Raw genomic sequence first — 17,125 nt, forward strand, 5'->3', positions numbered from 1 at the left:
GTGTCCTTGCCTGCTTTTAAGCGTTGGTGCGACGGTTGTTGCGGTACAGCACACCCAACGCAGCCAGGACCGCTGCCACACCGCCGAGCACCAGCCACCAGCGGCCCCACTCACCCGTCGACGGAAGCTTGAAGGTGGAGGTGGTGGTGGGAACGTTCTCAACGCGCTGAACCAAAGTGAACGGCAGGTTTTCCTCACCGATCTTGGTTTCCGGGGTGTTCGTGTTCACCGGGGTCAGGATCGGCTGCGGGAGGAGTTCGTAACCCTCAGGTGCCTTGGTCTCAAGCAGGCAATAATCGAAGGAGTCAGCCTGCCCCTTGCCGTCAAACCAGTCCTCGAGCTGGATACCAGTAATGGTGATCTTGCCCTCAGCATCGGTTTCCCACTCAGACTTGCCACCGACAGTCTGCTTTGACTTTTCAATCAACGTGCCTGGCTGGCCAGCAGCGTTCGCATTGGTGCACTTGTGCAGCTCAAACTTCGCGCCAGCAAGGTTGGTCTCCTTATCGCCTTCCTTGGCAAACTTGGTCACATCGATGCGACCGTACTTGGACTCAACCTCCGACTTCGGCGTTTTCACCGTGGGCTGGCCGCTATTACCAGTCTCAACTTCCACACCGTTTTTGACGGTGCCTGGTTTGAGGTCTGCTTTGAGTGTGCCGTCGATAGTGGCAACAACCTGCACGTTGGTCTTCTCGCCAACGTTGTGGCGAAGTTTCAGCAGGCCAGCATCGGTCAGCTTGATAGTAAAGGTATTGCTTTCCGGATTCGTCACCTCGAAGTCCGCCGCCTCGAGGTCAGCGAGCTTAGTGTCTCCCTCATTGATCTGCACCTTCACGGTTGAGGTGTCCGGAGTCCACTTGTCACTGTCATAGGTATCAATCAGCTCGTACCTGTCAAAGTACTTATTGTCTTGGGACACGGTATTCGGAACCGGGGGGACACCGCCTTTGAGCGTGTAGCTGATCGTCTGTCCAGCCTGACGGATATCCTCGTTCTGATCACCCTGGCGGTCGTCCACTTCCTTCGTGGACTTCACTTCTTGGTTCTTTGGGTAGACGTGAACGTCTTTGTTCCAGGCAGTGCCACCCTCGTTGGTGAAGGGAAGTGCTGTGATGAACGGCGCTGCAGGGGTGTAGGTGCCGGCTGGATCGGGGTTCGATTTAGCCAGGTTCTCCTTGATCACATACACACCGATGGGCAGTTCGTCTGTGGCTACGCCACCATCACCAGTGGTAATGGTCTTCACATAGTTCGCCTCGGAGGCGTACTCATTCGCCTTCGTCGGGTCCAGCTCGCTGTATTTTTGCCAGCCTTCAATGGTGGACAAGTCGATGTCAGCGCCGCCTTCTTTCACCCTGTAAATATCAAAGGCGATGCCTTTCAACGGGGTGCCGGCGACATCCTGCTGGACACCGTACTGGTTCGTCCCAACAAAGCCGCCCTTGAGCTTGTGAATCGTCAGCTTCGCAGTCTCAGTCTTGCTGAGCTGGCTCACCAAACCAGAGTTGACAGCGCCAGCCCCATCCTGCGCTACCGCGAATGGCGTGAAGCTCAGGGAAGACAGTGCGAACAGGCCAGCGGTGGCGATGGCTAAGCCCTTCCGGGTGATTGTGGTCGTGTGAACGCTCATGGGCGACTCCTTAATCAGTGCCATGGAAACAAAATAAGTTGCCCTAACGCCTACGCAAGAGGGCAATGGATAACCGCACCCCTCCACGCACCCAGGAAAAACCCAAGGTTCCGAAAGGGAAGCCACAGGGAAACTTACCGCGTATAGGGTTTCCAAAGCAACTTATATCTATTTTCTTTAGTCTCCACAGCGCTGAAGCCACTGCACTGATGCATTAACGACGAAAACCCGGCCCTCTCCCCCACTGGTATGGGAGAAAAGACCGGGTTATTGGTTCGGCGCGGAGTTCGCCGCTAGTGCCTAGCTCTTAGTACTGCTCGAAGCCATACTCATCCAGCGGCACGGATGCGCCGGTGAACTCGCCGTAGCCTTCGTCGCCGTAGATCGAATCGCCGAAGGTCGGGATCGAGTAAGCGGCGGAACGTGCGGCTTCCGTCGGCTTGACGGAGATATTGCGGTAGCGGGAAATACCCGTACCAGCCGGGATGAGCTTACCGATGATCACGTTCTCCTTCAGACCAATGAGCTTGTCAGAGCGCTTGTTGATAGCGGCATCCGTCAGCACACGCGTCGTCTCCTGGAAGGAAGCGGCAGACAGCCAAGATTCGGTGGCCAGGGAGGCCTTGGTAATACCCATGATCTCCGAGCGCAGCTCTGCCGGCTCGCCACCCTCGGCCACAGCCTGACCGTTGATCTGGCGTGCCTCAGACAGATCCACGAGAGTGCCCGGGAGGAACTCCGTGGAGCCCGCGTCGATAACGGTGCCGCGACGCAGCATCTGACGGATGATGATCTCGATGTGCTTGTCGTGAATGGACACACCCTGGGTGCGGTACACGGCCTGCACTTCGTCGATAAGGTGCTTCTCCACACCGCGACGTCCGAGGATCTCCAGCACGTCATGCGGATCAGCAGCACCGCGCAGCAGGCGGTCACCGACCTGGACCTTGTCGCCATCCTTAAGGGAGCGCTCGATCATGGCGTCCGGGTTGGACTCCATCGGGCGACGCACCTGAGCCAAGCCCTGGCGCTTGGACAGCTTCTCGTAGATCACATCATCGGAGCCATCCTCCGGGTGAATGGTCAACGTCCAGAAATTGCCCTCATCCTCCAGCGAAATCTCACCGGCGACGGACGCAATCGGGGCGCGGTTCTTCGGCACACGTGCCTCAAACAGCTCCTGAACACGCGGCAAACCACCGGTAATGTCACCACCGACACCACCCTGGTGGAACGTACGCATGGTCAGCTGAGTACCCGGCTCACCAATGGACTGGGCAGCGACGATACCTACAGCTTCACCAATGTCCACCAGCTTGCCGGTGGCCATGGACTTGCCGTAGCACTTCGCGCACACACCCGTCGGGGTCTGGCAGGTCAGCACGGAGCGGACCTTGATCTCGGTTATGCCGGCTTCCACGAGTGCGTCAATACGCTCCTCAGTGAGGTCCTCACCAGCAGCGACGACTACATTTCCGTTCGCGTCAGCAGCATCAGATGCCAGCACGCGACCGGACACGGAGGTCTCAATGAGGTCGTGCCGGACAAACTTCTTGTCCTTGTCCGTTCCTGTCGCTTCTGCGACAGGAACCTTGACGCCCTGGTGGGTGCCACAGTCCTCTTCGCGGACGATGACATCCTGCGCCACGTCAACGAGACGACGGGTGAGGTAGCCGGAGTCAGCGGTACGCAGAGCCGTATCGGCCAGGCCCTTACGGGAACCGTGGGAGTTGTTGAAGTACTCCATCACGGACAGGCCTTCACGGAAGGAGGTCTTGATCGGGCGGGTGATGTACTCACCACGGGAGTTCACAACCATGCCCTTCATGCCGGCCAGTGTCCAGATCTGGCGCATGTTACCGGCAGCACCGGACTTCACGATCATCGGGATCGGGTTATCATCCGGGTAGAGGTCCTCCACAGCCTGACCCACCTTGTTGGTGGCGTCCTGCCACAGCTCCACCAGACGGTCGTAACGGTTCTCCTCGGTCAGAGCACCTTTCTCCCAGAACTTACGCTCAATGGTCGCGGCCTCGCGCTCGTACTCTTCCAGGATCTCTTCCTTGTTCGGAAGAACCAGAACGTCAGACATGGCAATGGTGATGCCGGAGCGGGTAGCCCAGTAGAAGCCGGCGTCCTTCAGCTTGTCCATCGTCTGAGCGACGGTGATCATCGGGTACTTCTCCACCATCGACTGGATGATGTCGCCGAGCAGCACCTTGCCAGCACCGCCACCCTTACGCACCATGGCGCCTTCCTGGTACGGGAAGTTGAACGGCAGCATCTCGTTGAACATGATGCGGCCAAGGGTAGTGTCAGCCGTCCAGGCCTGCCCCTTCTCCCAACCATCGGGGAACTGCTCAGCCTCAATCTCCACCGTCGGGCGGAGGTGGCTGATGCGTACCTTGATCGGTGCCTGCAGGCCAAGAACTCCACGGTCGTAGGCCATGATGGCCTCGCGGTGGTCAGTGTAAGTTCCACGTGCCGGCCCGTTTTCGTCGGCAGGAGCGTAAGCGCCCTCGCCGCCGATCTCGTGCTCGCCCTTTTCCATGGTGAGGAAGTACAGGCCCGTCACCATGTCCAGGCGCGGCATAGCCAGTGGCTTACCGGATGCTGGGGACAGGATGTTGTTGGAGGACAGCATGAGAATGCGGGCCTCTGCTTGAGCCTCAGCGGACAGCGGCAGGTGAACAGCCATCTGGTCACCGTCGAAGTCAGCGTTGAACGCCTCACATGCCAGCGGGTGCAGCTGGATAGCCTTACCCTCAACCAGCACCGGCTCGAAGGCCTGAATACCCAGGCGGTGCAGCGTCGGTGCGCGGTTGAGCAGCACCGGGTGCTCAGCAATTGCCTCTTCGAGGACGTCCCACACCTCAGGGCGCTGGCGCTCCACCATGCGCTTCGCGGACTTGATGTTCTGCGCGTAGTCATTGTCCACCAGGCGCTTCATCACAAACGGCTTGAACAGCTCAAGTGCCATCAGCTTCGGCAGACCACACTCGTGCATCTTCAGCTGCGGGCCGACGATAATCACGGAACGACCGGAGTAGTCCACGCGCTTACCCAGCAAGTTCTGACGGAAGCGACCCTGCTTGCCCTTCAGCAAGTCAGACAAGGACTTCAGCGGGCGGTTACCCGGACCAGTGACCGGGCGGCCACGACGGCCATTGTCAAACAGCGCGTCAACGGATTCCTGCAGCATGCGCTTCTCGTTGTTCACGATGATCTCTGGTGCACCCAGATCGATCATGCGCTTCAAACGGTTGTTGCGGTTGATCACGCGACGGTACAGGTCATTCAGGTCAGAGGTGGCAAAGCGGCCACCGTCGAGCTGAACCATCGGGCGCAGCTCCGGCGGAATCACCGGGATAGCGTCCAGAATCATGCCAGCCGGATCATTGCCGGAACGTTGGAAAGCAGCGACAACCTTCAGGCGCTTTAGAGCACGGACCTTCTTCTGGCCCTTGCCTTCAGCGATGATGGTGCGCAGTTCCTCAGACTCAGCATCCAGGTCGAAGTTACGGATGAGGGTCTGGATCGCCTCAGCACCCATGCCGCCGGTGAAGTAATCCTCGTAGCGGTCAACGAGCTCCTCATACAGGTTCTCATCAATAATCATCTGCTTCGGAGCGAGCTTGATGAAGGTGTTCCAGATCTCATCCAGGCGCTCGACTTCGCGCTCGCCAGCCTCGCGCATGTGCTGCATTTCCTTATCAGCAGCGTTCTGTACCTTCTTGCGGGCAGACGCATTGGCGCCCTCCGCCTCCAGCGCAGCGAGGTCTTCCTCGAGCTTCTGGGCACGATCAGCAATATCAGCCTCGGTGTCCTGCTCGACTTCCTTCTTCTCCAGGATCATCTCAGCCTCGAGAGTGGACATGTCATTATGACGTGCCTCCTCATCGACAGAGGTGATGATGTTGGCGGCGAAGTAAATGATGCGCTCAAGATCCTTCGGAGCCAGATCCAGCAGGTAGCCCAGGCGGGAGGGCACACCCTTGAAGTACCAGATGTGCGTGACCGGAGCAGCCAGCTCAATGTGGCCCATGCGCTCACGGCGCACCTTGGACTTGGTCACCTCAACACCACAGCGTTCACAAATAATGCCCTTGTAGCGGACACGCTTGTACTTACCGCAGGAGCACTCCCAGTCACGGGTGGGGCCGAAGATGCGCTCACAGAAGAGGCCATCCTTCTCCGGCTTCAGCGTGCGGTAGTTAATTGTCTCCGGCTTCTTCACCTCGCCGTGGGACCAGCGGCGGATGTCATCAGCAGTGGCCAGGCCGATGCGGAGCTCATCGAAGAGGTTTACGTCAAACACGTAAAAGTTCCTTTTCAGTAGTTTTTATGAGTTCTAGTTGCTTTGAGGTGTTCGTCGATAAGCCATTTCGCTTATCGACGTCTCACCTACGCCGTATCAGCCGCAGACCCCTCATCACGGGACAGGTTGATACCTAGGGAAGATCCGGCCTGGTCATACTCATCATCGTCGCCGGACAGCTCCATCGGCGTGCCATCCGTGGACAGAACCTCCACGTTCAAGCACAGCGACTGAAGCTCCTTGAGCAACACCTTGAAGGACTCCGGAATACCCGGATCTGGGATGTTGTCACCCTTCACGATGGCCTCGTACACCTTCACACGACCCACCACGTCATCCGACTTAATGGTCAGAAGCTCCTGCAGGGTGTAGGCCGCACCGTATGCCTGCATTGCCCACACCTCCATCTCGCCGAAGCGCTGGCCACCGAACTGGGCCTTACCGCCCAGCGGCTGCTGCGTAATCATGGAGTACGGACCAGTGGAACGCGCGTGAATCTTCTCATCCACGAGGTGGTGCAGCTTGAGCATGTACATGTAGCCGACGGAAATCGGGTACTTGAACGGCTCGCCCGAGCGTCCGTCGAAAAGCACAGTCTTGCCATCCGCATCCACCATCACATCACCGTCACGGTTCGGCTTAGTGTTAGCCAGCAGACCAGCAATCTCGTCGTTCGTCGCACCATCGAATACCGGGGTAGCGGTCAGCGACTCAGCCGGCACGTCATAAAGGTGCTCCGGCAGGGTCTCCAGTAGCTTCGCGTTCTTCGGATCGTCCGGGTTCACAGTCCAACCAGCCTTAGCCAGCCAGCCCAGGTGGACCTCAAGGACCTGACCAATGTTCATACGACGCGGCACACCGTGGGTGTTCAAAATAATGTCTACCGGGGTGCCGTCAGCCATGAACGGCATGTCTTCCTGCGGCAGGATCTTGCCCACAACACCCTTGTTGCCGTGGCGGCCGGCCATCTTATCGCCGTCTTGGATCTTGCGCTTCTGAGCAACGTAGACACGAATCATCTCGTTGACGCCCGGGCTCAAATCATCATCGTCCTCGCGGGAGAAGCGCCGAACCGCGATGACCTTACCGGTCTCACCGTGCGGAACCTTCAGGGAAGTATCGCGCACCTCACGCGCCTTCTCACCAAAGATGGCGCGCAGCAGGCGCTCCTCCGGAGTCAGCTCGGTCTCACCCTTCGGGGTGACCTTACCCACGAGGATGTCACCGTCGCGGACATCTGCACCGATGCGGATGATGCCTCGCTCGTCCAGGTCCTTCAACACATCCTCGGACACGTTCGGGATCTCACGCGTGATCTCCTCAGCACCCAGCTTGGTGTCACGAGCATCAATCTCATGCTCCTCAATGTGCACGGAAGTCAGGATGTCCTGCTCCACAACACGCTGGTTCAGAATGATGGCGTCCTCGTAGTTGTGGCCCTCCCACGGCATGAATGCCACGAGCAGGTTCGTACCCAGCGCCATCTCACCGTTCTTGGTGCCCGGGCCATCAGCGATAACCTGGCCAGCCTCAACACGGTCACCCGCAGACACAATCGGAGTCTGGTTGTAGCAGGTGCCCTGGTTGGTGCGCTCGAAAGTGCGCAGCAGGTAGGACTCACGGTGACCATCATCTTCGTAGATAGTGATCACGTCACCGGAGACATCTTCGACGACGCCGGCGTTCTTAGCGATGACAATGTCACCTGCGTCATACGCCGCACGCAGCTCCGTACCAGTGGCCACGTATGCAGCATCCGAACGCAGCAGCGGCACAGCCTGCTTCTGCATGTTCGCACCCATGAGCGCGCGGTTCGCGTCATCGTGCTCGAGGAACGGAATCATCGCCGTTGCCACAGACACCATCTGACGCGGGGAAATATCAATGTAATCAACGCTCTTGGCGCCAACAACACCGATATCGCCGTCCTTCAGACGGACCTCAATACGCTCTTCCGTGATGTTGCCGTTCTTATCGCGGGCAGTAGCAGCCTCAGCAACTGCGTAACGGTCTTCCTCATCAGCGGTGAGGTAATCAATCTGGTCCGTGACCTTACCGTCAACGACCTTCTGGTACGGCGTCTCAATGAAACCAAACGGATTCACACGAGCGTAAGAAGACAGAGCACCAATCAGACCAATGTTCGGGCCTTCCGGAGTCTCAATCGGGCACATACGGCCGTAGTGGGACGGGTGCACATCTCGCACCTCAATGCCTGCGCGCTCACGGCTCAAACCGCCCGGGCCAAGAGCCGACAGACGACGCTTGTGGGTCAGGCCAGACAGAGAGTTGTTCTGGTCCATGAACTGAGACAGCTGCGAAGTACCAAAGAACTCACGGATCGCCGCGGACACCGGGCGCACGTTAATCAGGGAGGTCGGAGTGATGGACTCCGCATCCTGGGTGGTCATGCGCTCACGAACCACGCGCTCCATACGGGACAGACCAACACGCACCTGGTTCTGCACCAGCTCACCCACGGTACGCAGACGACGGTTACCAAAGTGGTCAATGTCATCAGTATTGATCGGGATGACCACGCCCTCTGGGGAGGTCATCTCACGCTCACCAGCGTGCAGGCGCACGAGGTACTCCAGCGTGGTAGCAATGTCCTCTTCCGTCAGTGTCAGTTCACCATCGTGGTCACCGCCCAGACCGAGCTTGCGGTTGACCTTGTAACGGCCTACTCGCGCGAGGTCGTAGCGCTTCGGCTGGAAGAATGCGTTCTCCAGCAGAGCCTGCGCCAGATCACGCGTCGGCTGCTCACCCGGACGCTGCTTGCGGTAAATCTCCAGCAGAGCCTCATCGGTATTAGCAACACCATCATTTTCCAGCGTGGACATCATGATCTCGGAGAAGCCAAAGCGCTCCTTGATCTGAGCCTCAGTCCAGCCCAGTGCCTTCAGCAACACAGTCACCGGCTGACGGCGTTTACGGTCAATACGCACACCAACCGTGTCACGCTTATCCACGTCAAATTCCAGCCACGCACCACGCGACGGAATCACCTTCACGGCGTGCAGCGGACGCTCCGTAGACTTATCGATGGTCTCATCGAAATACACACCCGGGGAACGCACCAGCTGGGAGACGATAACGCGCTCCGTGCCGTTAACAATGAACGTGCCCTTGTCCGTCATCAACGGGAAATCACCGATGAAGACAGTCTGAGACTTAATCTCCTGGGTGTCATTGTTAATAAACTCCGCCGTCACATACAGCGGCGCGGAGTAGTTAATGTCCTTGTCCTTGCACTCGTCGATCGTGTACTTCACGTCTTCGAAGCGCGGCTCAGACAGAGACAAGCTCATGTTGCCGGAGTAATCCTGGATCGGGGAGAGCTCCTCGAGGATGTCCTCGAGCCCCGACGTAATGCGGGCATCATCCCCGCGCTCGGCAGCCTGGCGCTCACGCCATTCCGACGTGCCGACGAGCCAGGCGAAGGATTCAAGTTGAACATCAAGGAGTCCGGGCAGAGCAATAGGCTCGTCGATCTTAGCGAACGAGTAACGCTCCGGAGCTCCGGGAATAGTGGCCACCGATTTGGTCTGGCGGGAGACTGCCAAGATGGGTCCTTCCAGCACCTCACGCGGGTCTTACATACGGCGCTATATGCAAGCATTCCCGCTGGATAATTAGCATTTCTTTGATAGTGGAATTCCCGTCCCCTAGAAAGCACAAAACCACCTTGTCAAACCGACTTTTTCTGTCGTTGTACCAAGGTTTACTTTTGGGCACCGGTGACGGCTTCCAGCGCAAGGAGACAGCTTATACCCCCAGTAGCCGTTTGTAAAGCGCTTAACCGGACCGCAACAATCCGTTATCGTTCCGTCACTTTCGCGTGGGACCTTACCACCCAATCCCGAATGCGCCACAACCCCTCGGCGTGTTACGCATCCAGTTTCCGGTCTGACTTCCGGTGGCCGCCCCTTGGGCGGCCACCACCCGGCCGGAACGCCCCCACCAATCCGAGAAGAACCAGCGCCCCACCAACACCAAGAACCACCCACGTCACGGTCTGGGAGATCGCCTGCGTCACATCCGTCAGTTGCTCCGCCAGGCCCACCTGCTGGGCTTCATCCATCACTGCGTCGTAGGATACGACATCCTGGACTCGGTTCCCCTCACGGTCGACATAGTAGTCAGACACCCGCTCCGTCATCCCCACGACCAACCCAGTGACCTGGTCCACCGTGAACGTCCGCGATGCCTCATGGTGTAGGAACGCCTGGCCCCCACCCTGCTCCGGCGATGTCGTGATCGTGTTCGTCATAGCGGCATACAACGTGGCCACATTCACCGGCGCCACCTCCTGCGTGAAGGTATAAACTTTTCGCTCACCAATCTCGCCTTCCCCCGTAAAGGTCGCCGGAACCGCCTTGCGCAGAGTCGGCTCAAAGACCTCATAGTCCTGCTGCTGCACATCCGACGGGAATTTCAACCACACCCCCTCAACCGGCACAACTTCCTCCGGCATCACCATCACCGTGCTCAACTTTGCCGGCGCCACAAACTCCCCCGTTTTACGGTCCATCTCCAACGACCATGTCTCCGCCGATATCAGATTCTCCAAATCATCGGCCTTGTCCTCCCGCCGCACCGTGTCCCCAATACGCAGCGCCGCTACCTCATCTGTCGCCGGATTCTGCACCGTCATATGCAACTGGCGCGTCACCGCCGTGGTGTCCTCCCCGACCTGCGCCGCAGGGTCCTTCAATGTCCACGTAGTCTTGTCCAAGTTCAACGGGAACCGCGCATCACCATTCAAAAACGCCGGCGCCACCAACCCCGCCGCAACCAACGCCAAACCCAGACCAACGAGGAAAGCAGAAAGAATACGGGACTTTGGAAGCATGCCAGCGAGTTTACGGGTTAAACATTCAGAAGCGTTAAGGGTGGTTGCTGCGGACTGTTCTCTGCTCACTCATCCGCGCCGCCGCTGCCGCCGGGCTCTGCTCCACCCAGTTCTTCGCACCGCCTTACTTGGTGCGGCGGGTCTTACCATGAGCGTGAGCCCGTCAAAGTCCGTCGGCACCCAGTCATGGCGGTGCGTCCGAAACTCCATTCCTTGCTCATTATTGGCGGAATACACCATGAGCGCACGTCCATCGCGGACCAGCTCGGTTGTCCTATCCCACAGCAAATCGCGCACGCGTGCCGATGGCGCGCCGACGAACGTGCCAGGTGCGAGCTCCGTCAGCCACTTGGTTAGGTCCCCGCGCAAACCGGCAGGGCACGCCGTTACTACTAGAACAATCACGTGAGTGTCTCGTGTTCTGCCCAGTTCACACCCGATGCAATAACTTCGAGCTCGCTCCACAACAGCAGCTCAGCATCACTGAAGGGCTCCTCCTCGGGCACGTCCATCACGTATTTCAGGTCGCGCACCATGCGCTGCATGAGTCGCTTTTGGACGACCGCGTCCCTCACCATTCTCCGCACGGTTACCGAGGGCAACCCTTCCCCACTGGCAACGGCATCGAACGCCGCAGGAATCGCAATTTCTGCCTTATACAGGTCAGCAATGTCATAGACGAAAGAGCGATCAGTGCCGGTGTGAATAACACCAAGCGCAGGAATGAATCCCATGCCAGCTATAACGGCATGAGCGATGCCATAAAGAGCTGCACTCGCCGCGGTTAACGCTTGGTTGATCGGGGTAGAGGAATCAAAGTCATTCGGGTCATAACTCCTGCGGTGCCAATACACCCCTGTGCGTGCTGCCTCAGCGGCATACACCTTCTTCATGCGAGCGCCTTCCCTACCCCTGAGCTTTGCCATGGACAGCCCAGTGAGATCCTCGCCGGGGAACCGTAAGCTGTACATCCGTTTTGCGCAGTCCAGCCTTTTTCTTTGGTGTGATACGACTGCAGCTTGAAGCTCCGCCATGCGGGAGGATTTCGCAGGGGGTCGGCCACTGGCGTAGTACCGGACGCCCCGCTCCCCCACCCAGACAGTTGACGTCCCGGCGTCGCCGAGCAGCGCCATCGCCGCATAGGTGATGCGGGTTCCCGGTCCGAGGAGGAGCACCGCCAGTTGAGTAGCAGGCACATGCGCCACTCCCCGCTGATCGGTGATTGTGAGCGCATTGCCGTCACGGTTGATCGTCGCACGCTCAACATAAAGGAATGAGACTCGATCACCCATCTGCGCTAAGGCATGCCGGGTGATCGGGAGTTCCTGCGGTGTCGCCACTTTATTTCACCGGCGCCAACGTCAGTAAGCCACAGCCATAAGCACGGGCACGCCCGATACCATCAGTCAACGCGCGCCGCAGCGCCTCCGCATCGGTGATCTCAAGCGTGCCGGAAAAACGTGCTTTCGCGATGCGCACCTTATTGCGGGAACTACGTGTCTCTTTTCCTTTTCCAAACACATCCGTCCACCGCTCCGTCACCATTGGAATGTCACTAATGGCCCAACGAGAGCGCTCTTCATCAGAACATTCATCTTCAATTTGCGGGGCAAGCGCAAAACCATGTCGCCCTGCCTGTTTGTACAACCAGCCAAGTTGATGTCGGACTGAAACATGCGCCTTAACTTTTCCGCGCTTCCCATTTGGTTCCGAATACGTGGGATTCCCGACGATCTCGAAATGCCAGCGCTGCCCCTTCATCAGGGAATTTAAGAAACGGTCATAGTCGGCGCTCTGCGCTGGGCGGCTATCCCAACCTGCTTGTTCCACGATGAGAGCACCCGTGGGCTTCTCCGGCCCAACGATGTACAACACAGATTCGTGGTCTTGGGGGTCTACGCGCCACAACACCCGTCCGTCATTATCTGCAATGTCCGGCGGGAACGACGCCCGCACAGCAGCGTGCATAGCTTGGGGATTCGTGAGGAGCTTCCGCCCATTTCTCCGCGCTGGGTTGATTGAGATTCGTGTCAGCGTGCTCATGCCTGCACCACCGTTTCAAAATAGATATCCCGGGGTGATGTGTGTTCCTTCCCCTCAGGGTTGTGCATCTCCACGTCATCGCATCGGATGACATCACGCCACCCGTAACGGCGGTGTTGCGGGTCAAAGGACAACGGAACATCCTGGCGGGGCACGCCACCTTGCTCGGAAGGCAATGCGTCCCGGTAGAGAGCCAATGAAACATCCTTGGGCGACTGCTTCTTGTGTTGAGCAGTGGCGTACCAGGTGTCATGTTCCCGAAGTGCCTGCTCCCCAAAAGTGTCAACGATCCCAACAACAAGACTCGGATGCACCGGACACGAACGACGCCCCATGAACAGTGGAAATGCTGGGGACTTCAGTGCGCCCGCGATGTTTTCCAACAGAGCTCGATCATCTGATTCCACAGCGACCAGGAATGCAGCGTCCGAAAGAAAATACCGCGTGACAAGTTGTGCTGGATCATTTGGCTTTGTCTGCCATGGCTGAGCTGTCTGATAGTCCCGCAGGAGACTTCCTGATTGGTCAACACGGACCGCCATCTTCAAAGCCGCAAGATCTTCAATCTCATCTGTACGATGTCGACCTTGCGCCGCAGCAATGAGACCGACTATTCCGGACTTTGTCGGGGTCGTCGCAGTTGCTCGGGTTTTAAACCGGGACTCATCACCCCAAGACTGCATCGGTCCCTTTAAAAGGAGCAACAGTGAGTGAGACACTAGTTATCACCCGCAAGGCTCTTCAGCTCACCAGCAACGCGATCAGTGAGTTCTGCCAATGTTGTCTTCTCAGCAAGACCCTCAAAAGGCTCCGCAAGGTCACCGAGACCAAGCACAAAGGCTGCTTGTGGCTTGAAGCCGTAGACCTCCTGCACGTCGCGCGCTTCCTGTGCGAGGCGTGCCGCTGCAACAGAGCGACGAGACTTTGCTTCATCCTTGGCACCCGACTCGTAACCCCCACGTGCATCTTCGAGCACCGGAGTTTCAAATGCGTTGACCAAGGACACTGGGCGCGTGTCTCGAATGGCTACGTACACCAGCTCAGGCAACGTCTGGTTCGCAAAGGTGTTGATCTTGCCAGTAGGCATCGAAGCAATGAAGGCCTCAATGAATTGCGTTGCAGCCTGACCTGCCACCTCGGCGGAACCCAGGTTCTCCTTCAATCCGTCCAGGTCGACGGTTGCATACCGGTAGAGAGTGGAAGACATCATCTGAACAGTGCCGATCATTCCAGCGCCTGTCTCTTCGCCTTCTTCAGCGAGGTCGTCGACCGCCGTGAAGTAGTCAAAGTCCGGGGTGGAGTTGTGAATGCCGATGGCGTGAGCGACCTGGACGGCAGCATCGACGTTGTACGCCGCGTCATCAGCAATCATGCGGCCAAACATCGCCATGTCGACTGAGTGCTTCGTGTCCAGAATGTCCTTGGCTTCGTTCTTAGTCAGCTTCTCATCGCCGCGTGCGAGAAGCTCCTCAACTGCGCGATCGATCTGCTGCTGGCTGAGGAAGATGAGGTAGGTAGTGCGAGGGTATGGGTTGTGTGCCGGAGTATCTTCGTCGACTTTCTTCGGCTTCTTTTCTACTTCGGTTTTAATTCCTGCAGCCTTGAACAGCTTCTCGCTCCGCGCAATGGCCTCAGATTGCTCAAGCCCCTTAGCCTCAAGTAGCTTTGCAATCTTTTCTGGCAGGCGCTTCGAACGGTCACCAATCTGTTCGCTATCAAACTCGTGCTCGAAGTAGCGGCGGATCGCCCGCTTCCACGATTGTGAGGAAACACGCTGACGCGGGACACCACCGAAGACTGCGGTCTTAGGCGCACCGGTGTCATCGCGGTTGATCAGAGACGGCGGGATGGTCTGGAGTGCGTGGATATCAATGATGAGGGACATGAGTGTTGCCTTTCTAATTGGTAGTAACAGGGAGGTCCGAAGATTCAGATTCCGTGAGTGGTGAGTCTTGTTGGGATGGGCGGAGCATTCCGACTGCAAAATCGCGCCCCCAACGCAGGAGAACGCCATCGCGACGTGCCGGATTTTGGAGACTACGGAGATCAGCCGCAAGCGCGCCATAATCGAACGCGAGCTTTTCTCCTTTCAAGAGAGAGACCAGCGTGCGCAAATGAATCAGACGCGACGCTTCTTCACGAGCCGTCTGCATAGCGTCAAAACGAGCTTTGAGGGAGCCTGATTCGCTGATAGCTTGCAGCCGACCGCAGGCCATTGCGAAGGTGCGCTCTTCAGAATGTGCAGGCGTGGTGGCGCTTTGCATGTGCGCAGCAAAGAGCGTGAGTGCGTAGTAGGCCGCGGACTCGGAAGGCGAAGGTGCATCGCCACAGCCGAGTTCTCCGTCACTGAGTGCTGGGGTGAGGATGCTCAGGACGTGTTGGAGAGCAAGCGGATCCGTGCCGAATTCGCGTGCTGCACTCTTACGCAATTCTGCGAGCACGCGACGTGCTTCACTGCCCGCGATTGATTCTTGGTGCTCAAGGTAGTTCGTCTGCAATCGGTTCACAGTGTTGGCCACACTGAACCGGAGATGTGGTTTACTCATGGCTGGTTACCTTTCTGTCGCAGTTCTCTTTCTTCTCTCTCGTGTTCTCGTAGAAGGGGAAGATCCTGACTGATTCGGTATTGCAGATGGCGGTACAGTGAACCGGCGCTAATCACGCGACCACCTCCGTCTTCTCCGCTATCCACAACGCGACCGATCAGAGCTTTCTGTCCAGCTCCGCGAACCGCTTCATCAGCAATTTGGAAGAGCTCTTTTCGGATCTGCTTCTGCCACACAACTGCATCTTCCTCAATGTTTTCGAGGTCTAAGTCGCGCAGCCAATTGATAAAGAGTGGCTCCAAGACGGTGTACAAGCGATCCGCTGCGTCCGCATCGAAGATGTACTCTCCACCCGCGGCGACAGCGAGCTGCCCAACAAACCAACCCAACGAAATAGCTGCATTGCGCGTGACATCAGCCGCGTCGCGCACGTACTGCCTATGTACTCGGGAAGTTTTGTCGTCCTGCAGCAGTGAAAGCGGCAACCCAATAGTCCCTGTAACTACCGTCCCAACCGATGAGCTTTGCGGGCCGTACTCCATCGATACGATGCTGACATCCGCGATTTCCTGCGCCCTCTGAGACCTCGCGATACTGGAGAAATTCACCAGATTTTCTGGCCGCTTGGGCGCATGCTCGCCACCGGTAAAACCGGCATCAGATTCAGACACAAGCAGCGCATCGAGTGAGCGCCACATGGTGCGCTGTGCATCGTACGGTTTGGGATAAAAAGCCAGCTGGCCTTTTTTGGTCTGGTTTTTACTGAAACGGTACGGCGTCATTGGATCCCCGAAGACGTTCTTTCCGGCATCCGGGATCTGGTCACCATTGCTCACCAACACCGCGACAATCCGGTCACTTTCGGCAAACAACCGAATTCTTCTGGACTGCCATGTGGCCAAGTCCGCAGCTCCCTGCGGCTGCACGGCTGGGGGTTTGTCTAGTTTGCCTGCCCGATCATTACGTTGCGCAGATGAGTCAGCCTCGCGCTCCCACACGGGGAAGTCGACGACCGCCTCATCAGCAAGGACTTGCGGAGTGGTGTTAAGCAGAAGTGTCTCCAGAAGCGAACGCCCCCGGATGACAGTTCCACCAGTCATGCCCGCCCAACCGGTCCCGATGGGGTAACCCCTTCCGCCTTTAACACGAGGGTCTCCAATCGCACCGGACTTGATCCCGGAGTAGTCATACGCTTGGGTGTGAATTAGCCATCGCGCTGCTTCATCGAAAGCAAGGCCTTGACGCCCCTCATGCGTGCGCATCGTGAAAAAGTCATGTTCAGCATCCGGCAAAATTCTGGAGACTGACTGTCGCGTTGACTTGGTTGTATCGAGGCTAGCCACTTGCATGAACGGCACCTCACCATCGAACAGATCAAAACGGTGCTGGTACTTGTCCAAGTACTCCAATACCCGCTCGTCCCGGTTCTGTTCGATTAGCTCCTGCCGTTTTGCAATGAACCACTGCTCCCAACTTGGTGAATCTTCCGGGCTGCCGCGGTGAGCCCGCCAGAAGATTGCCAACAAGACACGGAGTACTGCGTAATCCTGAGTCGGGGAATCCCCGAGGACTTGGATGGGGGTCGCCGTGCCATCGAAAATTTGGCGAATACTTAGCTTCTCGGTGCCCGCAGAGGTCACGCAGACGATCCACGGCTGATCAAGCAAGTTAAACGACGGATGATTGTCCAGCTGTCTCACTCCATTTTCTCCTTCCTTCTTGTGTTAGCG

Annotated in this window: 11 protein-coding genes; all 11 read right to left on the reverse strand. The window is 57.7% G+C overall.

Annotated features, from left to right (window positions below; genetic code table 11):
- Positions 1 to 16: 16 nt before the first annotated feature.
- Positions 17 to 1,633: a SpaH/EbpB family LPXTG-anchored major pilin gene (locus tag F4V54_RS03185; RefSeq protein ID WP_170253097.1), complete on the reverse strand. Its 1,617-nt coding sequence runs from the start codon at positions 1,631 to 1,633 to the stop codon at positions 17 to 19.
- A gap of 307 nt (positions 1,634 to 1,940) precedes the next feature.
- The gene (locus tag F4V54_RS03190) at positions 1,941 to 5,951 is read right to left on the reverse strand and encodes a DNA-directed RNA polymerase subunit beta' (protein ID WP_034665209.1); all 4,011 of its coding nucleotides are present in this window, start codon (positions 5,949 to 5,951) and stop codon (positions 1,941 to 1,943) included.
- An 86-nt stretch (positions 5,952 to 6,037) separates the two neighbouring features.
- Entirely contained in the window at positions 6,038 to 9,535 is a 3,498-nt protein-coding gene (gene rpoB / locus F4V54_RS03195) for a DNA-directed RNA polymerase subunit beta (RefSeq protein ID WP_034665212.1), read from the reverse strand.
- Positions 9,536 to 9,840: 305 nt separating this feature from the next.
- Positions 9,841 to 10,806, reverse strand: coding sequence for a cell envelope lipid trafficking protein PgfA (pgfA, locus tag F4V54_RS03200; protein ID WP_150386213.1), 966 nt, complete (start codon positions 10,804 to 10,806; stop codon positions 9,841 to 9,843).
- Between the two features lie 69 nt (positions 10,807 to 10,875).
- A complete protein-coding gene (cas2e, locus tag F4V54_RS03205) occupies positions 10,876 to 11,211 on the reverse strand; it encodes a type I-E CRISPR-associated endoribonuclease Cas2e (RefSeq protein ID WP_084576691.1) in 336 nt (111 codons plus the stop codon).
- Positions 11,208 to 12,146: a type I-E CRISPR-associated endonuclease Cas1e gene (cas1e, locus tag F4V54_RS03210; protein WP_150386214.1), complete on the reverse strand. Its 939-nt coding sequence runs from the start codon at positions 12,144 to 12,146 to the stop codon at positions 11,208 to 11,210. The genes cas2e and cas1e overlap by 4 nt, the downstream gene beginning before the upstream one ends.
- A gap of 1 nt (position 12,147) precedes the next feature.
- A complete protein-coding gene (cas6e, locus tag F4V54_RS03215) occupies positions 12,148 to 12,849 on the reverse strand; it encodes a type I-E CRISPR-associated protein Cas6/Cse3/CasE (protein ID WP_150386215.1) in 702 nt (233 codons plus the stop codon).
- The gene (cas5e, locus tag F4V54_RS03220) at positions 12,846 to 13,568 is read right to left on the reverse strand and encodes a type I-E CRISPR-associated protein Cas5/CasD (RefSeq protein ID WP_150386216.1); all 723 of its coding nucleotides are present in this window, start codon (positions 13,566 to 13,568) and stop codon (positions 12,846 to 12,848) included. The genes cas6e and cas5e overlap by 4 nt, the downstream gene beginning before the upstream one ends.
- A complete protein-coding gene (gene cas7e, locus F4V54_RS03225; protein ID WP_150386217.1) occupies positions 13,568 to 14,734 on the reverse strand; it encodes a type I-E CRISPR-associated protein Cas7/Cse4/CasC in 1,167 nt (388 codons plus the stop codon). The genes cas5e and cas7e overlap by 1 nt, the downstream gene beginning before the upstream one ends.
- A gap of 13 nt (positions 14,735 to 14,747) precedes the next feature.
- On the reverse strand, positions 14,748 to 15,395 hold the full coding sequence (casB, locus tag F4V54_RS03230; RefSeq protein ID WP_150386218.1) for a type I-E CRISPR-associated protein Cse2/CasB: 648 nt from the start codon (positions 15,393 to 15,395) through the stop codon (positions 14,748 to 14,750).
- Positions 15,392 to 17,095, reverse strand: a complete 1,704-nt coding sequence (gene casA / locus F4V54_RS03235) for a type I-E CRISPR-associated protein Cse1/CasA (RefSeq protein ID WP_249041217.1) — start codon at positions 17,093 to 17,095, stop codon at positions 15,392 to 15,394. Before casA ends, casB begins: the two co-directional genes overlap by 4 nt.
- Positions 17,096 to 17,125 lie beyond the last annotated feature (30 nt).

Origin of the sequence: Corynebacterium tuscaniense (genome assembly GCF_008693065.1) — a bacterium.
Taxonomy (GTDB): domain Bacteria; phylum Actinomycetota; class Actinomycetes; order Mycobacteriales; family Mycobacteriaceae; genus Corynebacterium; species Corynebacterium tuscaniense.